General features: G+C 67.2%; 15 protein-coding genes and 1 pseudogene. 6 read left to right on the top strand and 10 right to left on the bottom strand.

Going from position 1 to position 19,445, the window contains the following annotated elements:
* The first annotated feature begins 63 nt into the window (after positions 1-63).
* Positions 64-1,431: a dipeptidase gene (locus OID54_RS05575; RefSeq protein ID WP_329014797.1), complete on the top strand. Its 1,368-nt coding sequence runs from the start codon at positions 64-66 to the stop codon at positions 1,429-1,431.
* A 446-nt stretch (positions 1,432-1,877) separates the two neighbouring features.
* Here the strand turns inward: OID54_RS05575 and OID54_RS05580 are convergent, their stop codons facing one another.
* From OID54_RS05580 to OID54_RS05590, 3 genes are all read right to left on the bottom strand, one after another.
* Positions 1,878-2,927, bottom strand: coding sequence for an NUDIX hydrolase (locus tag OID54_RS05580; RefSeq protein ID WP_329014800.1), 1,050 nt, complete (start codon positions 2,925-2,927; stop codon positions 1,878-1,880).
* A 163-nt stretch (positions 2,928-3,090) separates the two neighbouring features.
* Positions 3,091-3,771, bottom strand: a complete 681-nt coding sequence (locus OID54_RS05585; protein WP_329014802.1) for a hypothetical protein — start codon at positions 3,769-3,771, stop codon at positions 3,091-3,093.
* A 312-nt stretch (positions 3,772-4,083) separates the two neighbouring features.
* Positions 4,084-4,557 (bottom strand): hypothetical protein, encoded by a 474-nt coding sequence (locus OID54_RS05590; RefSeq protein ID WP_329014805.1) that lies wholly within the window; start codon positions 4,555-4,557, stop codon positions 4,084-4,086.
* 11 nt (positions 4,558-4,568) lie between these two features.
* On the opposite strand from OID54_RS05590, the pseudogene OID54_RS05595 reads away from it, so the two are divergent.
* Positions 4,569-4,864 (top strand): annotated as a pseudogene (locus tag OID54_RS05595) (LexA family protein); the annotation flags it as partial.
* 456 nt (positions 4,865-5,320) lie between these two features.
* Here the strand turns inward: OID54_RS05595 and OID54_RS05600 are convergent.
* On the bottom strand, positions 5,321-6,289 hold the full coding sequence (locus OID54_RS05600) for a TIGR01777 family oxidoreductase (protein ID WP_329014808.1): 969 nt from the start codon (positions 6,287-6,289) through the stop codon (positions 5,321-5,323).
* Positions 6,290-6,657: 368 nt separating this feature from the next.
* Here OID54_RS05600 and OID54_RS05605 point away from each other — a divergent pair, with 368 nt between their 5' ends.
* Positions 6,658-7,500 carry a hypothetical protein gene (locus tag OID54_RS05605; protein WP_329014811.1) on the top strand — a complete coding sequence of 281 codons (843 nt, stop codon included), beginning with the start codon at positions 6,658-6,660 and terminating at the stop codon, positions 7,498-7,500.
* 319 nt (positions 7,501-7,819) lie between these two features.
* Positions 7,820-9,406 (top strand): hypothetical protein, encoded by a 1,587-nt coding sequence (locus tag OID54_RS05610; protein ID WP_329014814.1) that lies wholly within the window; start codon positions 7,820-7,822, stop codon positions 9,404-9,406.
* Positions 9,407-9,478: 72 nt separating this feature from the next.
* Here the strand turns inward: OID54_RS05610 and OID54_RS05615 are convergent, their stop codons facing one another.
* From OID54_RS05615 to OID54_RS05625, 3 genes are all read right to left on the bottom strand, one after another.
* The gene (locus OID54_RS05615) at positions 9,479-10,501 is read right to left on the bottom strand and encodes an endonuclease/exonuclease/phosphatase family protein (RefSeq protein ID WP_329014817.1); all 1,023 of its coding nucleotides are present in this window, start codon (positions 10,499-10,501) and stop codon (positions 9,479-9,481) included.
* 159 nt (positions 10,502-10,660) lie between these two features.
* Positions 10,661-11,719 carry an endonuclease/exonuclease/phosphatase family protein gene (locus OID54_RS05620; RefSeq protein WP_329014819.1) on the bottom strand — a complete coding sequence of 353 codons (1,059 nt, stop codon included), beginning with the start codon at positions 11,717-11,719 and terminating at the stop codon, positions 10,661-10,663.
* A 584-nt stretch (positions 11,720-12,303) separates the two neighbouring features.
* Entirely contained in the window at positions 12,304-13,263 is a 960-nt protein-coding gene (locus tag OID54_RS05625; protein WP_329014821.1) for an ROK family protein, read from the bottom strand.
* Positions 13,264-13,477: 214 nt separating this feature from the next.
* Between OID54_RS05625 and OID54_RS05630 the strand changes: the two genes are divergently transcribed.
* Positions 13,478-14,461 (top strand): LacI family DNA-binding transcriptional regulator, encoded by a 984-nt coding sequence (locus tag OID54_RS05630; RefSeq protein ID WP_329014824.1) that lies wholly within the window; start codon positions 13,478-13,480, stop codon positions 14,459-14,461.
* 21 nt (positions 14,462-14,482) lie between these two features.
* On the opposite strand, the gene OID54_RS05635 is transcribed toward OID54_RS05630, so the two are convergent.
* From OID54_RS05635 to OID54_RS05645, 3 genes are all read right to left on the bottom strand, one after another.
* Positions 14,483-15,763: a DUF6986 family protein gene (locus OID54_RS05635; RefSeq protein ID WP_329014828.1), complete on the bottom strand. Its 1,281-nt coding sequence runs from the start codon at positions 15,761-15,763 to the stop codon at positions 14,483-14,485.
* Between the two features lie 176 nt (positions 15,764-15,939).
* Positions 15,940-16,899 (bottom strand): electron transfer flavoprotein subunit alpha/FixB family protein, encoded by a 960-nt coding sequence (locus OID54_RS05640; RefSeq protein WP_329014831.1) that lies wholly within the window; start codon positions 16,897-16,899, stop codon positions 15,940-15,942.
* A gap of 97 nt (positions 16,900-16,996) precedes the next feature.
* Positions 16,997-17,782 (bottom strand): electron transfer flavoprotein subunit beta/FixA family protein, encoded by a 786-nt coding sequence (locus OID54_RS05645; RefSeq protein WP_329014833.1) that lies wholly within the window; start codon positions 17,780-17,782, stop codon positions 16,997-16,999.
* A gap of 916 nt (positions 17,783-18,698) precedes the next feature.
* Here OID54_RS05645 and OID54_RS05650 point away from each other — a divergent pair.
* Entirely contained in the window at positions 18,699-19,421 is a 723-nt protein-coding gene (locus tag OID54_RS05650) for a lysophospholipid acyltransferase family protein (protein ID WP_329014836.1), read from the top strand.
* Positions 19,422-19,445: the final 24 nt, after the last annotated feature.

Here is a 19,445-nt window from a genome sequence, read left to right on the forward strand (position 1 = left end):
GAGGATCGACCGCACATTCGCCGTACACACACTCATAACGTCGCACCCACGAGGAGCGTGCCCATGACTGCCGATCCGATTGCCGAGACCATCGGCGCCCTGCTGCCTGCGGCCAGGGCGGAGCTGGCGGAGTTGGTGGCCTTCCGATCGGTCGCGGATCCGGCGCAGTTCCCCCGGAGCGAGTGTGAAGCCGCCGCGGCCTGGTGCGCCGATGCACTGCGTGCCGAGGGCTTCGAGGACGTGGCACTCCTCGACACTCCGGACGGCACCCAGTCCGTCTACGGCTTCCTGCCCGGCCCACAGGGCGCGCCGACCGTTCTGTTGTACGCACACTACGATGTTCAGCCCCCGCTGGACCTGGAGTCGTGGGTCAGTCCGCCGTTCGAGCTCACGGAACGCAACGGCCGCTGGTACGGCCGGGGAGCCGCCGACTGCAAGGGCGGGTTCATCATGCACCTGCTCGCACTGCGGGCGCTCAAGGCGAACGGCGGTGTGCCCGTCGCGGTCAAGGTGATCGTCGAGGGATCCGAGGAGCAGGGTACGGGTGGCCTGGAGAGGTACGCCGAAGCCCACCCCGACCTCCTGCGCGCCGATGCCATCGTCATCGGGGACTCCGGCAACTTCCGGGCCGGCGTGCCGACGGTGACCGCGACCCTGCGTGGAATGACGATGGTGCGCGTTCACATCGACACGCTCGAAGGGAACCTCCACTCGGGTCAGTTCGGCGGTGCCGCGCCCGATGCGTTGGCCGCGCTGATCCGTGTGCTCGACTCCCTGCGCTCCGATGACGGTTCGACGGTCGTGGACGGTCTCGACGACGGCGACGCCTGGCAGGGGCTCCAGTATCCGGAGGAGGACTTCCGTCGGGATGCGAAGGTGCTCGACGGAGTCGAACTGATCGGCTCGGGTTCGATCGCGGATCGCATCTGGGCCCGGCCCGCAGTCACCGTGCTGGGCATCGACTGCCCTCCGGTGGTCGGAGCCACTCCTTCGGTGCAGGCGAGCGCCCGCGCCCTGGTGAGCTTGCGGGTGCCGCCGGGCCAGCGCGCGGGCAAGGTGACCGAACTGCTGCTCAAGCACCTGGAGGCGCACACTCCGTGGGGAGCGCGCGTAGCGGTGGAACAGGTAGGCCAGGGCGAACCGTTCCAGGCGGACACGAGCAGTCCGGCCTATGCGGCGATGGCCGATGCGATGCGGATCGCGTACCCGGGCCAGGAGATGCAGTCCGCCGGGATGGGCGGCTCGATCCCGCTCTGCAACACACTCGCGGAGCTGTATCCGCAGGCGGAGATGGTGTTGATCGGGCTCAGCGAACCGGAGGCCCAGATCCACGCGGTGAACGAGTCCGTATCGCCACAGGAATTGGAACGGCTGTCCATCACGGAGGCCCTGTTCCTGCGCAACTACGCGGTGAGCCGGTCGACCTCCTGAGCCCACCGGCACGACTACCGTCCCCGGGTTCACCTCCGCCCGGTAGCTGACGGACCGAGCGCCGGTCAGGTCAGGTCAGGTCAGGTCACCGCGCTGAACTCCTACCGTACGGCCCTGGTTTCCTCCTCCCCTCTCTTCTCTGCGACAGGGACGGAGGAGCCGGGGCCGTACGACCATCCGGGTGTCGGGGTGCGCCCCCAGCCCGGTACGAAAGACTCGGCGGGCCGACGATCCGCCGAGGAAGGCGGCACCGGCGCAGCTCCAAGGGGTGCGCGGACACCGCCGTCCGGGCCGTGATTCGGCCGCCCCGGAGGAGTCCCCGAGAAGTCCCGAAGTAGGGACGGCCCAAGGGACAAGGCGGTCCCGGAGATCGGTCGGTCCCGGAGCACACCACTGCACCGGAGGCACCCGGGACCACCGGGCTACCGGGCTACCGGGCTACCGAGTCAGAGGGGCGCGGCTCCCTCCAAGTAGATCGGTGTGCCGCGTTCACGGGCACGCAGGGCCCAGCGAAGCCGCTCGTACCGCCGAGGTGACAGCAGTCGTTGGGCTTCCTGCTCCGCCACGAACCGGAAGGCTCTGAGCTCGGCGTCGGGCAACCGGATGCGTTGGGCAACCTCGGCGGGGAGTTCTCCCCCGTCGAACAGCAACCGCACACCGCCGAAACGAGGCGGCGCCGGGGGTTCCCAATCGACGACCAACAGGCCCGAAAGCCGGTCGAGTTCGATGCCGAGTTCTTCCGCGACCTCGCGCACTCCCGCGTGGGCAGGCGCTTCACCCCGCTCCACGACACCACCGGGGAACTCCCAACCGGGTTTGTAGGTGGGATCGACGAGCAGCACCCGACCTTCCTCGTCGAAGAGCAGCACCCCGGCAGCCAGTGTTTCTCCGGTCGGGGGATCGCTCTGCACGATCTCGCAGGGGTGCGCCTCACCGGTGCGGACCGCATCCGCGATCCGCAGGGCGACCTCATGGGGTGTCAGTTCGCTGGTGTCGATGACGAGTGCTTCCGAAGTGATCCATTCCAGGGCGGCGGAGTAGGGCTCGATGTGGTCGTACGCCCACTGTCGACAGCTGGTCTCCGGACCGCCCCCGCCACCGGCCTGGGGGACGACGGGCTCGGGGCGCTCCGCGATCCGCCGGCGCAGGATCGTTTCATCTGGCCGTACCAGCACATGTCGTACGGGGATTCTGCGTGAGGCGAGCGCGCCGAAGATCTCGTCCCGGTACTCCTGGCGGAGCAAGGTCATCGGCACTACCAGCACCCCGCCCACTTCGGACGACAGGGCCGCCGCGGTGTCCACCACCAACCTGCGCCAGATCGGCAGGTCCTGGTAGTCGCTCACTTCGGCGAGCCGCTTGGCGGGCAGGAGCAGACGCAGTTGCGCACCGATGAGCTCGGGGTCGTACAGCGTGCTGTTCGGGATCAGATCGATCAGTTCGCGTGCGGCGGTGGTCTTGCCCGCTCCGAACGCACCGTTGATCCAGACGATCATTCGTACTCCAAGACAGGAAGGCCGCTGAACGGGGACGTAGCGGCATTGCGTAGGTCAGCTGGGAGCGGCATGGGAAAAGGAGGCGTCCACAACCCCGCACCCACTACTTCTTTCTCCCATACGCGCTGAAGGTATTCCCCGATTCTCTCCTCCATCGCAACCGTCACCTCGCTGTACACACCTTCCACACCCGGAAGCTCATGCCCCATTCGGGCCTCCACCCCGCCACGCGGGGAATGTCACCCGGCTCATCCAGCTTCGCTTTGTGCCAGTGCCGCAATCGGTAGATGCCCCGCCCGGCCATCTCCGAGACCGCCGGCATCGCGGGCCGCGCCCACCGCACATACCGTGGCCCGGAGTTCCGACTCTCGGCTCCGTCCCGGATCGGGTACCGGTAGTCCCGATCGAAATCCGTCCCCAGAAGCGGTTTCCCCATGACAGACAGAAGCGTCCACGGCTTCTCGTGAGTTGCCAGCAGAGCCACATGCATCCCATGGAGAGAGGGCGGCATCACCAGTGTTCTCCATGAGTCGTACTTCGGAGCTGCCAGCACACGCCGTTTGTCCGCGACGTACATCTGATACTGCACCCGCATCGCGAGCATCGCCTCGTACCGCTGCTCGGCTTCCTCGCGCAGTTCGTCGTCAGCCAACTGGTGCACGGACTGGATGGACAGCTTGCGCTTAACGCGGCGGATCTGATTTCGCTCGTGCCGGCCGCGGCGACGCTGTTCCACGATCGGGCTTTCTTCGCGGAGTTTGCACTTCACGACCGCGTCGTCCATCAGCGACTTGAGAAGCCCGAGGATGTTCTTGCTGTAGTTGACCGAGTACTTGACGGTCACGTAGTCACGGAAGGCGTCCTCAAGCGGTGTGATCTCTTCGACCGATGTAGACCGCCATGTTCGTAGGGTCACCCGCCTGGCGGCCTGTTGCGCTTGTTGCGGACGTCGGACTCTCGGTCGACGCCGTAGGTGTACGCCTCGCTCTCATCCTGGAACATCCCACCGGGCTCGGGGTCGCTAGCGGAGTCGTACCGCGCAGGTTTCGAACTTCTGCGTCATCGTGTCCTGTTGGCGTGACTCAGTGTCACCACCTTATGAGAAGCGGACAAGAGCCGTAGATTCATCACAGAGCCACGAAGGTGAGTCGGCGTGTCACTGCTCATCTAGGGATGCCTGCCGGGCAAGGAACTCCTCGAACGCCGCCCTCTGCTTCGGATCCATGAAGCCTTGGCGGACATTGCGGGCCGTCTCCTGGAGCCAGTGAGCCTCGTCGGGGTCCAGGAGCTCGGCGACCACCACGCCTTTGCGAGCAACCGCCGTACGCCCTCCTATGCGACGACGAAAGAGCGTGAATGCGCCGAATTCCTTTGGATGGGCCAGTTCCGGCTCCTCCGCCACAGCCTGGTTCTCGTCTCCAGCTCCACTCGTCGGATAGGCGGTGGGAGCCCAATGCTCCCAGAGCGCCAGCGTGGCCGCGGGCACCATCACCGCGTGCTCCGACTCTTCGCGCCCCTCCCACATGAACGTGACAGAGACGGGCTCGCCGACCGCCTCGGCCAACCCGAGCACCCTCTCCATCTCATCGTTGATCGGGTAGCCCGCTACTACATCAATCTGAATGCCCATGGCGCCTGAGGCTACTGGCCCTTCCGACATGCCAGGCCCACAGCCCCCTGCCACGCAACCTCGTCGGCAAAGGCGACTTGTTCGCGCTCAAAGTTGTGGGTGACAGCATGATTGAAGCCGCGATCTGCGAGGGGGCACTATCGCCGTGAAGCGTTCAAGGCACCGCTGACCACGAGGACATCGTCGCGGCGCTCGCGGACGGTGAAGCCACCCTCAAGCGCCTACGCCGCGCAACGGCCAGGTGTGGCTCACACCCCGCAACCCAGCCTACGAACCAACCCCCGGCGACGACGCAACCATCCGCGGCAACGGCCTCCTCCTGTGCACCGATCTCGACTGCGCGGTGAAAATGCACACCAAACCGATCCGCCACGCCTTCGATCCCCCGGTAGACGAAATCATCGCCGCCCGCCGCGAAAGCATGCGCTCCCGCACCATCGCCTTCATCCGTTCCGTGTCCGACACCGAACGAACCACACAACACAGGACATGAGGTGATCCGCGATGTGGAAGACACTGCTGTCTTCTCGACAACCTGAAGGTGCGGTGCACAACGGCTAGCTCGACGATGTCGGGTGTGCTGACGTTAGATGCCTGAGAAGCCCCTGAGCAGGAAAGATGCCCGCAAAGAGGGCACCCGGGGGGTACACCGCCCGGAAGACCAGTGGGTCGAGCACCACAGTGCGCTCGGCCCGTTGACGAGGTTGCACCGGCTGGCCTGGGCCCGACCGGGGCAACCAGATCATCCAGCGTCTCAGGTTGTCTACCGGCGTGCCGGGGAACCGCCCCCGACCCGGCTGCGCACCCGGTGCACCAACTCATCCGCGGCCTGCGACCACTTGGGGTACGCAAAGTCGAATCCTGCCTGGGACAGTCGGCCGGGGACTACGCGGCGGCTCTTCAGCAGCAGCTCGGTATCGGAACGCAGCGCGAGAGCGCCGACCTCGGCCATCCACTTGGTCGCAGGGAGGCCCACCGGTACACCCCACGAGGAGCGTAGAGCGTGCATGAATGCGCGCTGCGGCAGTGGATGGGGAGCCGCCTGGTTCACCGGCCCTGCGATGTCTTCTCGGTTCATCAGGAACTCCACCGCGCGCACGAAGTCGAGTTCGTGGATCCACGATACGTACTGCGCACCGCCGGCGACTGGCCCGCCGAGACCCCGGCGGGCCAGTCCCAGTAGGACGGCGAAGACACCGCCGGTGTCCGGGCTCATCACCATGGCCGAGCGCAGTGCGATCTTGCGTGTGGCCGGCGTTTCGGCCTGTTGCTGAGCCTGCTCCCATGCCTTGGCGATCTCGACGCTGTACGCCCAGTAGTCCGGCACACCCGGTTCGGTGCCGCCGATCACACCGGTGAACTCGTCGTTGGGAGCGTCGAAGCGGTGCGCGTACACCGTGGCAGTGCTCATCTGCAGCCAGACCCTGGGCGGTCGGGCAGCGTCCGCGATCGCGGCGCCCACCACCAGGGTGGAGTCGACCCGGGAGTCCATCATCTCCTGGAGATTGGCCGCCGTGTAGCGGCAACTCACGGTCCGTCCGGCCAAATTGATCACGGCATCACTGCCGTCCACCGCCGCCGCCCATGGCCCCAGGGTCTTACCGTCCCATGGGACCTCGCCCTCGTGCCTGGGACGCCTGGCGAGAATCACGACCTCGTGGCCAGCGGCATCGAGTGCGCGCTTCAGGATCGCACCTACCTGCCCGGTCCCACCAGGAATCACAATCTTCATCGGCGACCCTCCCTCGTCTCAGGGCAAGCTTAGACCAAATACTTGAACGTGTTCAAAATTGTGCTGCGATTTCATCAGTTGAACCACAGCCCTCGCCGCGGGGCACACTCCGATCAACATCATCCGAGTTCTCCGGTCGGGAATGGTGTTCCGCAACATCAGCCACACCGCTCCCGAGCGGGCCGACCAGGTTCGCGACCGGCCCCGGCGAGGCAGTTGGGGCGGGCGTCCACCGTCCTTGGACAACCAGCCCTACAAGCGCCGCGTAAGCCCGCCGCCCTCCACCGATGCCACACCGCACTTGACGGACACCCACCCATCACCCGCGCAAACAACCCTGGGATTCAATACACACCTAGAGTTGGTCCATGAGCACGGCAGACGACGACCGCACCGCCCTCGACCTTCTCGACGCCCACCTGGAATGCCTGTGGCGGGCAGCCTGCGAACTCCAGCGGGGAAACCGCGCCGTCGTCCCCGAGGCACCGCGCGGGCTGGAAGGGCACGCTGCGGATGGTGCGGCCATGGAACTCCTGCGGTGGGGGCACGGAGAACTGGCCCGCATCCCGCGCTCACCTGCCGATGTGTTCGCCCGCAGCGTCGGCAGCTCACTTATGGAACTGCGGCGGCGCCGAAGCCCCTGGAACGCGGCGGCCCTGCGCCTGCTGGAGGACCCGTACATCTTCCTCGCCACCGGCCCGCGCAGGCACGAGGACTGGGCCGAGGACGTGCTCCAACTGATGCACCGCGAGGTCCCAGACCCACGCGGTTGGCTGCGAATCGACGTCGACCGCACCAACGATGCCCGGCACGCCCTACCGGCGTACCCCTTCGAGCCGCCGTCCGCCGCCGGGTTCCGGGACCGCCTCCACCGGCTGGAGCCAGCGGGGGCCGTCACCACGCTCGCCGTCATGGCGGAGGAGTGGAACGACGACCGGCCCGTCCGGGACCGGCCTGAGCGCGACGCCCTGCTGGCTGACGCACAGTTGCTACTGGACCGCTATGGCCCGGACACCCAATTCTGGACAAACGCCCTGGACGCAGCGTCGGACCCCGCCCGGGACTTCGTCCAGGCCGGCCTCAAGGGGACGAGGGTCCACGGGTTCACCACCAGCGAGTACATCAACGGGCTCGACCTGCTCGAAGAACTTGGCCTCATCGCCGTGTCGGGCGACGAGGTCGGGGTCTTCTGGTCCTTCGGCGCGTACTGACATCGGTCCCCAGGCACGCGGACCCCGTCCAACGCCCTCGCACGTCACTCCTAGGCGGTTTCAGTCGTCTGATCGTTGGACTGGGCGTGTCGTTGACTGACGCGCAGTGGGCTCGGATCGAGCCCTCGTCGCCTGACCGGACGCCGCAACGGGTGGCCGGTGGAGGGATCATCGTGGGGTGATCGATGCGATCGCCTGGACGGTCTCCGCAGTGAGAGCCCAAACCCACGGCGCGCGATGGGTTGGGCTGAGACCCTTCTCGCATGTCATGGCCGCTGCCAGAGGTACCGGGCGACGGCCGCGAGAGGGGGAGCGGTCCATGGGCAGACCTGGACGTGCGCAGGGGGAGCTCAAGGGGGAGACCGAGGCCGCGAATGCGCTCGCCCGGTTCCTGCGCGAGCTGACACATATGTGGACCCTCCGTGAATTGGAGGACCGATACGGAGGGTACGGAGGGAAGAGAACCACCTGGAGCACCTACCGGTCCGGCGAGAAGATCATCCCTCTTCACTTGCTGCAACGGCTGCTGCATGATCTGACGGCCCACGACCCCCGGGCACGTGCCCCGTTGTGGGAGCGGGCGCTCCGCCTCCATGAGGCTGCTGAAGAGGCGGCGAAGGGCGGGCTGGCCGGGGAGCCATTACCTGGTGAGAAGCATGAGGGCTCCGCCGGGTCGGTCGGTGCCGCGAGGGCCCCGGACAGCACCGGGGGTCAGAGGCCACCGGCGGGGGACGGCGGTGCCGATCCGGACGCGGGGAGCACAGCCTTGCCCGCGGGCCCCGTCGTCGGCGGTGCCGATCCGGACGCGGGCGAAGCGACCGGTCCGGTTCCGGGCGTCGGGGCGAGCGGCGTGACAGTGCCGCCCCGGACCGACGAATCGTCAGGTGGTAGGCGACGAGTGCGGATTCTCCTCGTGGCGCTGGTCAAGTCGTTACCGCAGACCCGTCGTTCCCGTTGGCTCGCGGCGGCTGCCCTCTCCGCTGCCATCGCCACCATCACACTGATCGCCGTGCAGGGGCCGCACGGTTCGTCCCCGCAAGCGGCTGCCCAGACGCCCAGCCCCTCCCCCGTCAGCCCGCGCCGGGGCGGCGCCGCGGAGGCAGTCGTTCCCACGGTCATCTCGGCGGGACCCGCAGACGACGTCTATGTACTGGCCCCGGGCGGGGTGTACCGCTGGACGATCCGGGACTCGGGGTGGACGAGAATCGGCGCCCGGGCCACGAGCCTCCTGACGGGTCCCGCCGGTGTCTTCGTGACCACTCCCGATGGCCGTCTACTCGTCTACGGGGGCAAGCCGGACAGCTGGCAGCCGGTGAGTGAACCGGGCGCCGAGTTCGCGATCAGCGGCACGCATGTCTACCGACTGGCCGCGGACCGCTCCGCGATCCATCGGTGGAACGGACCAGGAAAGGCATGGTCGCCGGTGGGCGGGCCGGCCGAGCACCTCTATGGCGGCGGAGCGGGCCTGTACGCCAGCGCCCCCGACGACGGTGGTCTGCGTGAGTACCGGGGGAAGCCGGGCGACTGGGTCTTCGCCGGTACGCCGGGCGCTCAGTTCGCGGTCGGCGACTCCCAGCTCTACGGGCTTGACCCCGAGCGGACCGGCGTCTTCGCGCGGAGCGGCCACAGTAAGAAGTGGATCTACATTGGCGGACCGTCGGACCGCATCCACGCCGACGCCGACGCGGTGTTCAGCGAGGCGCCGAAGACCGGCCGGCTGTGGAAGTACACCGGCAAGCCCAATATCTGGATCCTTTGGGGTGAGGCCGGGTCGGCGTTCACCGCGGGTGGCGGGCAGGTATACCGGGTGAGCACCGATGGCAAGGCCGTCTTCCGTCGATCGACGGAAGGGGGGTCCTGGAGTGCGATGGGCGGCCCGCCGGGCGGAGTGCTGAGGGCCGGCTGAGGGCCGGTACCTCCATTCGGAGCGGGGCACGGGGGCGGCTCGCCCCCGTGCCCCATCGGAACGCGCTCGGTCTCATGCCCGGAGCATCACCCCAGCCCACAGCGGTACATGGTCGGAGTGCTGTGCGCTCGTGGCGTCCGCCCACTTCACCTCGACCGAGAGGGGCACGTACAACGCGTCGATCTTGTCACCGTTGAGAGTGGCTTCACCGGACCGGCAGTAGGTGTAGGGCCACCAGAGTTCCCGGGTGGTGAAGCCGCGCTTGACCTCGTTTCCGCACGGGCTGTCAACCTCCTTGAACTCGCCCTGCGCGCCGCGCTCATAGCCCGGGGCGTAGAACTGATCGGCCGTGGCCGAGAGCGGATCGTCGTTGAAGTCACCCCCCAGTAGTGTGGTGTATCCCGCATAGGCATCCCGAAGGATGCCCTGGGCCATGGACGCCTCGGCGATGCGCAGGTCACGGTCGTCGTGCGTGAGATGCACCGAGCACGCGACCATCCGCCGTGCCTCCGACCTTACGCAGAACATCTCGCGACGCTCCTTCGTGGCGTACCTACCGGCCTTCTCCCCGCCTTCGGACACGGCGTGACGCATCACCGCACTCGTCAGGGGGTGCTCCTCGACCCGCAGGTCCTGAGCCGGCCCGAAGACGTCCGTACGGACGATCACGGCGTTGCCGAAGGCCACCGGCTTCTTGTCGCATGTGGCATCGGCGAGCGCTTCATCCGGAACACCAGGGTCCCCCAACCTTCCATCGGGTCCCGAGACGCCCCTTTTCACCGGGTTGAAGAAGACCGCGTGCTCGCGGCTCCCATCCGTCCCGCCCAGCCGGGCCCGCAGATGGTCGCTCCAGTCCGCGCAGCCCTCCTGTACGGCGACAAAGGCCGGCCCGCGCTCCTGAATGCTGCGCACCAGTGCCTCAGGCGCCTCGGGTCCCTTGGACCCGTGGTGCTTGTTGCCACCAGCCATGTTGAACGTGCCGATCTGGTACTCCACTGCGGCCGGCGGCTCAGCGACGGCCGCTGTGGAATTGACGGTGTCGGTGGCCAACAGGACTGCGGCGATGACCAGCACCATTCGGGTATGTGATTTCATGAGCTTCCTCTCTCGATTCACGGTCACTGCGTTGCACGTCGGTGAGGTTCAGGGTCACCGCGTTGCACGGTCTGTTCGCTTCGCAGCGGTGCCTCTCGCGGCCAACTCATCGGGGTGGGTTCCTCTCGCGATCAGCGGCGCGGGGTCAGCTCGTCGGGGTCAACCCGTTGGGGCTACGGAGCCCTTGAGCATCAGGTGGTCGCTCAGCCAGTGCCCGTCCGACAGGTCGCCGGGGAACAAGATGCCGGCCCCGAGCGAGTCCCAGCCGTGATCGCTGAAGAAGATGTGATCGAGCTTGACGAGCGACTTCGACCAGAAGGTCGGTGTCTTCATGGTCGAATCCGCCTCGAAGTTCCCGTCGTACAACGGTTGCAGGGGGCCGCTGTCCGGTGCAGCGTTCAGGTCTCCGCCGATGACGGTCCGGTACCCCTGCTCCTGCAGAAAGAAGGACTGGTCTCGGTAGTTGTGACCGCTCGCGATGCGGCTGCGACGATCCGGGTCCGCCCGCTCATTCATGAAGTGGCTGCTACAGGCGAACAGCAGGTTGCCGGTGTCCTTGATGCAGGCAGCCCCCTGCGACGGGTCCTGGACGAAGGTCATGTTGACCGGGTGTAGCTGGCTGCCCGGCAGATTCTTCATGGCGACGAGCACTCCAGCGACATCCCGCCTTCCGCCGATCTGGGCGCGCTGATCCTGGGTTTGCCCGCCCTGCTCGTCGCCGCCGAGTAGCGGGCTCGGCGAGTCGCCCGGAGGTAGCCCTCGCCGGTCAGCGTCGCAGGAGACCACGCCGTTCGGGCTCTCGCCCGGCCCGGTGTGCGGAGCGGCTCGGAAGCGCACCAACCAACCGTCCCCGAGCCGCTGTTGGAGTGGCTCGGCGTGCAGACCCAGGCACACTTCCTGGAGCATGATGACGGCGACGGTCGGGTCTTGGCGAACGACCTCCACCACCCGCTCGACCTTCGCCTCGGGCTCGTCCCACTCCACACAACCCCGCCAGGCGCCGCAGACGTTCCAGGTCAGGGCCGAGACCTTGCTGGGGAGGTTCGTCGTGTCGGCTGCGACGGCGGTGCCGTCGGCGGCGAGCGGCAGCACGGAGAGGAGCAGAACCACCGCGCTGCGAGTGGCGCGGATGAGTGAGGGGCGGAGCCGGGTCAGTGGAGAACTGGCGGGCTGGGACGCGGAATTGTGGGAGGGAAAGCGGGAGCGAAGGGCAGACACTACGGGACCTCCTCGGCACGTGGACGACTCGTTTCCACGGTGCGGTCCCCTACCTTTGTCCGTCTCGCGATACGGGCGAAACCGCAGGTCGACTACGGACAACTCGGTTTGTCCGCGGACATCTCAGGTCTCGCGAGCGCCGGTGGGGCAAGGCTGGGTCTCGCCACCAGCACTTGGGGAGCAGGGATTCGACCGAGCCCCGGGGACACCCTGAACTCCATGACAGCCCGGGAGCTCCTTGCCCCATGGGAGACGAATGGAAGAAGGATCTTGCCCATCAGGGCTAAGCAGGCCAAGAACAAGCTGACTTGGGTCAGGTACCTGCAAGGCGTGCCAGCAGGTAAGCCGATGACCAGCGACTTTCTGGGTCGCGCGATCACGGTTCCCCCTCTTGTGGCCGACAGCCGAATGTCCGGCACACCCTGCCACGGAGACTCGGGGCAGCTACCGGGGCCCGCGCCGGCCGGCCCCGGTGGCTCCTCGGAACCGCGGAGAGGCCGGTCACGGGCCTTGGGCAGTTGTCTGCCGGCCCTCCCCCGATGTTCACCCCGTCACTCGGCGGACACCGGACCCCTGAGGCGGCCTCAGGCCCCGATGGGCGCCGCCGTCCCCCCTCGACTGCCCAGCCCGGCGGCGGCTGCGGCCCCTACGAGACCGGCGTCAGCACCCGTCAGTGCGGGCGCAACCGTGAGCCGCTGGACGAAGCGCAGGGTGGCGTAGTCACGGAGGGCGCAACGCAGAGGTCTGAACAGCACATCGCCCGCCCCGGCCACTCCACCGCCCACGACGGCGATATCGATCTCGACGAGCGTCGCCGTGGCGGCGATCGCAGCAGCGAGGGCCTGGGCGGCTCGTACGAAGGAGGCGACGGCGACCGGGTCGCCCGCCCTGGCCGCAGCGGCGACCGCAGCCGCGGAACGGTCACCGTCGGGGCGGGGCTGCCAACCGGCCTCCAATGCGCGCCGGGCGATGTTGGGGCCGCTGGCGATGCGCTCCACACAACCGCGCGCACCACAGGGACAGAGATCGCCGTCCAGGTCGACACTGATGTGGCCGATGTGCCCAGCGTTGCCTGTTGGCCCGGGATGCAGTCTGCCACCGAGGATCAGTCCCCCGCCGACTCCGGTGGAGACGACCATGCACAGCGCGTTGTCATGGCCGCGAGCTGCGCCCTGCCAGTGCTCCGCGGCCGTCATCGCCACTCCGTCGCCCATGAGTTGGACGGGTAGCGCGCCGGTCACCCGCCCCACTCGGGACACCAGGGGGAAGTCGCGCCATGCCGGCACATTGACCGGGCTGACCGTGCCGGCCAGGGCGTCCACCGGGCCCGCACTGCCGATGCCGACCGCCGTGGAACGCGCCCAGAGCGGCGAGCGCGCGAGTTGGTGCAGGACCGCTTCGACGGTCCTCATCACCGTCTCGGCGTCCTCCTGGGCCGGAGTGGGACGTTGCACCCTCACCAGCAGACGGCCCTCACCGTCCACCAGCGCTCCGGCGATCTTGGTACCACCTATGTCCAGCGCGACGACAAGGTCGGTATGCATCTGCGTGGCATCCCCCGGTGAACTGGTCGGACGTACGGCGTGGGATTAGTTTCCGTGCCCCTGACAACGTTGTCCAGGCCCTATGCTCGACGCGCTGCACCTTCACACATACCGTATGACGACAGGACTACACACTGTGGCCGGTACCGATCGTTTTTCTCGCGTGCCAGGACGGACCCGATCACCTGAGCCGCGCTACGGCATTCGGCCCACGATGAAGGACGTCGCTGCGCGTGCAGGAGTCGGTCTGAAGACCGTGTCGCGCGTAGTGAACGGCGAACCCGGGGTCACCGTCGAGACCGAACGACGGGTGCAGGAAGCCATCGATTCCCTGGGGTTCCGGCGCAACGACAGCGCCCGTGTCCTGCGCAAGGGCCGAACTGCCTCCATCGGTCTGGTGCTTGAGGACTTGGCGGACCCCTTCTACGGTCCCCTGAGCCGCGCGGTGGAGGAAGTGGCACGAGCGCACGGCGCCTTGCTCATCAACGGATCGAGCGCCGAAGACCCCGAACGGGAACAGGAGTTGGCACTCGCCCTCTGTGCTCGACGGGTGGACGGACTGATCGTTATTCCTGCGGGACACGACCACCGCTACTTGGAGCCCGAGATCAAGGCAGGCGTCGCAACGGTGTTCGTCGACCGTCCCGCCGGCCAGATCGACGCGGACGTCGTCCTGTCCGACAGCTACGGCGGCGCCCGGACCGGCGTGGCCCACCTCATCGCCCACGGCCATCGCCGCATCGGGTTCGTCGGTGACCAACCGCGCATCCACACGGCCACCGAGAGGCTGCGCGGCTACCGGGCGGCCATGGAGGACGCCGAACTGCCCGTGCACGACTCGTGGATGACGCTTGGATCCACCGCCCCCGATGTCGTGCGCGACGCCGTCACCGGCATGGTGACCGGGCCGGAGCCGGTCACGGCGCTGTTCGCCGGGAACAACCGGGTGACGGTGACCGCCGTTCGTACACTGGCGGACCACCAACGACAGATCGCTCTGGTCGGGTTCGACGACATCGAGTTGGCGGATCTACTGGGGATCACCGTGATCGCCCAGGACGCAGCGGCGCTGGGACGCACCGCCGCGGAACGGCTGTTCCGCCGGCTGGACGGCGCCGACGACACACCGACCCAGGTGACACTGCGGACCGCGCTCATACCCCGGGGCTCGGGCGAACTCCCTCCGGCCTCGGTCTGAGCCGCGGGAGCCCCGTGCTGCTCAACGCCCCCGCGCGGCGAAGCCATCGAGTTCCCTGCGCGAGAGCCCGGTCCGCTCGATGACCTCGGCCAGGTCAAGGGCCCCGCAGTCGACCCCCCTCAGCAAGTACGCGCTGAGCGCCTTGGCGGTGGCCGGCTCGTCCATCACATCGCCACCGATCCGGTCGACATAGGCCGCGAGCCTGTTGGCGGCCTGCTCGAAACCCTCCCGGTAGAAGGCGAAGACGGCCGCGAAGCGCGTGGGCAGGTGCCCGGGGTGCATGTCCCAGCCCTGGTAGTACGCACGCGCCAGCGCCCTACGGGTGAGCCGGTAGTGCAACCTCCAGGCATCGTGCACCTGGGCGCTGGGGCCGACCGGCAGCACATTGGTGGAACCATCGGAAACCCGCACGCCCGTGCCGGCAGCGGCCACCTGCATGACGGCCTTGGCGTGGTCGGCGGCGGGATGGTCACTCGCCTGGTGCGCGGCGCTGACGCCGAGACCCGCGCTGTAGTCGAAGGTGCCGTAGTGCAGTCCGGTGGCGCGTCCGTCGGCGGCGCCGATCATCCTGGCGACGGTGGCCGTACCGTCCGAGCCGAGGATCGCCTGACTGGTCTCGATCTGGATCTCGAAGGTGAGTCGCCCCGCGGGCAGGGCATGAGTGCGCTCGAAGGCTTCGAGGAGCCGAACGAACGCACTGACCTGCTCGGCATAGGTGACCTTGGGGAGGGTGAGGACGAGGCCGTCGGGCAGTCCGCCGCCGTGCACCAGCGTGGTGAGGAAGACATCGAGGGTGCGGATGCTCCGCTCGCGCACGGCTGCTTCCAGACACTTCATCCGGATGCCCATCTGCGCGGCGGCGGTGCCCTTCCGGTACGCATCCGAGATCAGCCGGGCGACGCGTACGGCCGCTGCGTCCTCTTCGGCATCGGAGCGTAGGCCGTAGCCGTCTTCGAAATCGACCCGCAGATCATCGACGGGCTCGTGTGCCAGTCGTGCACGAACCCGATCGTGGACGGATTCGGCGAGACCGTCGGACAGCCCGAGCACCGCGGCGAAGGAGGCAGCGTCCGGCGCATGCTCGTCCAAGGCGGCCAGCGCCCGGTCACCCCAGGTGCGAATCGTTTCGGCGGCGAAGAGATCGGCGGGGACATAGACGGTGTGCACGGGCTGGCGGGTGCCGGGGTCGCCTGGATACCTCCGCGCCAGCTCGGCGTCGACCGGCCCGAGGAGCTCACCGATCTCCCGGGAGACTGCGCCGTCGAGGCTCGTCACCGCCTGTTCCAGGCTCTCCTCCGACATGACCCCGACCTTTCCGTTGAACGGAATGTTCTATCCGTATCGCGAAGCTAGTCGGCGATCTTGACTTCCGTCAACGTCCATCGAGTATCGAACCACCACAGAAACCCCCAGGGCCGCAGGCTGGGAACCATGCACCCCGGGGGCACGCCAGAGGATCTCAAGATCCATCTTCTTAGTTAGTTTTTGTGGTTGTTGATGTGGGTGGTGAGTTGGGGGATGACGGTGAAGAGGTCGCCGATGATGCCGTAGTCGGCGAGGTCGAAGATGGGCGCTTCGGGGTCTTTGTTGATGGCGATGATGGTTTTGGAGGTTTGCATGCCGGCGCGGTGTTGGATGGCGCCGGAGATGCCGGTGGCGATGTAGAGGTGGGGGGAGACGGTTTTGCCGGTTTGGCCGATTTGGTGGGTGTGGGGGTACCAGCCGGCGTCGACGGCGGCGCGGGAGGCGCCGACGGCTGCTCCGAGGGTGTCGGCGAGGGTTTCGATGAGGTGGAAGTTTTCTTGGGAGGCGAGTCCGCGTCCGCCGGAGACGATGATGGTGGCTTCGGTGAGTTCGGGGCGTCCGGTGGTGGTGCGGGGTGTGTGTTGGGTGATGGTGGTGGTGGGGTGTTTGGTGGGTGTGGGGTTGAGGGTGTGGTGGGTGGGTGTGGTGGGGTGGGTTTGGGGGGTGGTGGAGTTGGGTTTGATGGTGATGATGGGGGTGCCGTGGGTGGTGTGGGATTGGGTGGTGTAGGTGGCGGCGAAGGCGGTTTGGGTGGTTTGGGGGCCGTGGGGTGTGGGGGTGAGGTCGGTGGCGTCGGTGATGAGGCCGGAGTTGGTGCGGAGGGCGAGGCGGGCGGCGATTTCTTTGTTGTCGGGGGTGGAGGTGAGGAGGACGGTGGTGGGTTGGGTGTCGGTGTAGGCGGTGTGGAGGGCGTGGGTGTGGGGGGTGGTGTGGTGTTGGGTGTATTCGGGGGTGTTGTGGGTGTAGATGTGGGTGGCGCCGTATTCGGCGAGGGTGGTGTGGGTGTTTTCGGCGCCGGGGCCGAGGACGAGGGCGATGGGGTCGCCGAATTGGCGGGCGAGGGTGAGGAGTTCGAGGGTGGGTTTGCGGACGGTGCCTTCGTGGTGGTCGACGTAGACGAGGACGTTAGCCATGGGTTTCCTTCAACTCCTGCACGGGGCGCGACGCGACGCGGGGCGACATGGGGCGGGGCGACGTGGTGTGGCGGGGCGGGGTGTGGTGTGGGGTGGGTTAGATGAATTTGTGGGTGGCGAGGTAGTCGGCGATCTGTCGGCCGCCTTCGCCTTCGTCCTTGACGATGGTTCCCGCGCTGCGGGCGGGTCGTGCGGTGACGTCGTCCACGGTTGTCCATGCTCCGGTGTGGCCGACCTGTTCGGCGTCCAGGCCCAGATCGTCTAGATCCCAGGTGGTGACCGGCTTCTTCTTCGCCGCCATGATCCCCTTGAACGACGGGTAGCGTGCTTCGCCCGACTGGTCGGTCACCGACACCACCGCCGGTAGGGGTGCTTCCAACACCAACGACGCCGCATCACCATCACGACGCCCCACCACCACACCGTCCACCAACGACACCTCGGACAACAACGTCACCTGAGCCACCCCCAACCGCTCAGCCAACAACGCCGGCAACACCCCCATCACCCCATCCGTCGACGCCATCCCACACACCACCAAATCGAACCCCACCTTCTCCACCGCCGCCGCAACCACCAACGACGTCCCCATCACATCCGACCCACGCACCCCCTCATCCTCCACATGCACCCCACGATCCACCCCCATCGACAACGCCTTCCGCACCGCATCCCGAGCATCCTCAGGACCCACCGTCAACACCGTCACCTCAGCCCCATCCACCCCCTCCGCCAACCGCAACGCCTGCTCCACCGCATACTCATCCAACTCCGACAACAACCCATCCACACCCACACGATCCACCACCAAATCCTCACCAAACCCCCGATCACCCGAAGCATCCGGCACATACTTCACACACACCACAATCCGCAAACTCACAACCAAACCTCCTACTGAAACGGCTTCTGCCGAGCGGTCTTGACGTCGGACGAGCGACTACCTCCTCGGCAGCCCTCGACCCCGAACTGGAAGTGTCCGGTCGAGACGGGCACACCCCGAGTCAAACGTTACTCACCAGTACGGTCCTTAACCTACCCGCTGCGCAGGCTCCGAGAACTGTGACCTTGCCAACGCGACCCGAACGGGGTGCCGGCGGCGCCCAATGGCCCGAACATGGCATGACACTCCGTACGTTCGCCGCATCGCTCGGGATCCGGCGGCCAGACACAAAAGGGCAGACCAGCCGCGCCGGGTTCCATCGAAGGGCGGCGCACCTGCCTGGTCCGGATTCCATCGAGTCGGGGTGCGAAGAGCGTCACTTCCCCCTTGGTGAAGGTCATCAATCGGGCCCTCTGGATGTTCATCGGGCACCCGGAACCCGGTCGCCCTTCTGGGGCGAAAACTCGCCAACTCAAAAAGGTGTTCGCCCATCCCAAAATCGGCATCTGCGGCCCGATGGCGAACGCGGTGAGCACAGCGGCCGTGAAGGCGGCAAGCCCTTCACCGTGGGCGGCGAGGGCCCGCGACTCCGCCGCCTGACATCAAAAGGAAGAGTCGAGCAGCTCAGCCAAGGTTTTCCGCTGATGGTCAACATCCATCGAGGCAGTCGCGGGGAGGTCGCCCGGCCGGGCGAGTGGAGCTCCTTGGGTGGCCCGCCGGCCCCGCTGTACATGGGGAGTACAGTCAAGTACGGCCGGAAATGTTCGACGTGACAAGAATCTCGCACGCCAAAGTCTCCAGGACTGGTCAGCGCGACGCACATGGGGCACGATCTGCCACAGTGCCGAAAAACCTACGGCTGCGTAACTTCCACCGGGCGAACCCTCCCCGGGCACGACAGAAGGGTCCTCCCCAGATGGCAGAGTTGGTCTATCGACCGGTCGTCGGCGCCGCGCTCACGTTGTTCAAGGCACTCGACCTGAAGATCGACACTCAAGGTGCCCAGAACATCCCCCGCACGGGCGGTGCCGTTCTGGTCAGCAACCACATCAGCTATCTGGACTTCATCTTCGCCGGGCTCACCGCGCTCCCCCAGAAGCGGCTGGTCCGCTTCATGGCCAAGGACGCGGTCTTTCGCCACAAGGTGTCGGGACCGTTGATGCGCGGAATGAAGCACATTCCGGTGGACCGCGATCAAGGTGAGGCCGCATACAAGCTGGCCCTTGAATCCCTGCGTTCCGGCGAGATCATCGGTGTGTTCCCCGAGGCGACCATCTCGCAGTCGTTCACCTTGAAGTCATTCAAGTCCGGTGCGGTCCGCATGGCGCAAGAGGCGGGCGTACCGCTGATCCCGGTCGCACTCTGGGGCACGCAGCGGCTGTGGACCAAGGGGCGCCCGCGCAACTTCCGGCGCAGCCACATCCCCGTCACCATCCGCGTGGGCGAGCCCATCGAGGCTCCCAAGGACCAGTACGCGGGTGCGATCACCCGTCGGGTGCGCGAGCGGGTGCAGGAACTGCTCGAAGATGCCCAGCGCGCTTACCCCGTGCGCCCCAAGGATGCCTCGGACACCTGGTGGGTCCCGGCGCACCTCGGGGGGACGGCGCCGACTCCGGCCGAGGTGCGCGAGGCTCGCTGAGCAACCGTCGAACGTTTCTCTCGA

Origin of the sequence: Streptomyces sp. NBC_00690, from assembly GCF_036226685.1 — a bacterium.
GTDB lineage: Bacteria > Actinomycetota > Actinomycetes > Streptomycetales > Streptomycetaceae > Streptomyces.

What these genes read in the sequence shown, in the direction of transcription:
- OID54_RS05625 (WP_329014821.1), bottom strand. Translation starts at nt 13,263, where the DNA reads ATGCATACCGACCTTGTCGTCGCGCTGGACATAGGTGGTACCAAGATC.
- OID54_RS05600 (WP_329014808.1), bottom strand. Translation starts at nt 6,289, where the DNA reads ATGAAGATTGTGATTCCTGGTGGGACCGGGCAGGTAGGTGCGATCCTG.
- OID54_RS05575 (WP_329014797.1), top strand. Translation starts at nt 64, where the DNA reads ATGACTGCCGATCCGATTGCCGAGACCATCGGCGCCCTGCTGCCTGCG.
- OID54_RS05615 (WP_329014817.1), bottom strand. Translation starts at nt 10,501, where the DNA reads ATGAAATCACATACCCGAATGGTGCTGGTCATCGCCGCAGTCCTGTTG.
- OID54_RS05635 (WP_329014828.1), bottom strand. Translation starts at nt 15,763, where the DNA reads ATGTCGGAGGAGAGCCTGGAACAGGCGGTGACGAGCCTCGACGGCGCA.
- OID54_RS05580 (WP_329014800.1), bottom strand. Translation starts at nt 2,927, where the DNA reads ATGATCGTCTGGATCAACGGTGCGTTCGGAGCGGGCAAGACCACCGCC.
- OID54_RS05590 (WP_329014805.1), bottom strand. Translation starts at nt 4,557, where the DNA reads ATGGGCATTCAGATTGATGTAGTAGCGGGCTACCCGATCAACGATGAG.
- OID54_RS05610 (WP_329014814.1), top strand. Translation starts at nt 7,820, where the DNA reads ATGGGCAGACCTGGACGTGCGCAGGGGGAGCTCAAGGGGGAGACCGAG.
- OID54_RS05640 (WP_329014831.1), bottom strand. Translation starts at nt 16,899, where the DNA reads ATGGCTAACGTCCTCGTCTACGTCGACCACCACGAAGGCACCGTCCGC.
- OID54_RS05650 (WP_329014836.1), top strand. Translation starts at nt 18,699, where the DNA reads ATGGCAGAGTTGGTCTATCGACCGGTCGTCGGCGCCGCGCTCACGTTG.
- OID54_RS05605 (WP_329014811.1), top strand. Translation starts at nt 6,658, where the DNA reads ATGAGCACGGCAGACGACGACCGCACCGCCCTCGACCTTCTCGACGCC.
- OID54_RS05630 (WP_329014824.1), top strand. Translation starts at nt 13,478, where the DNA reads ATGAAGGACGTCGCTGCGCGTGCAGGAGTCGGTCTGAAGACCGTGTCG.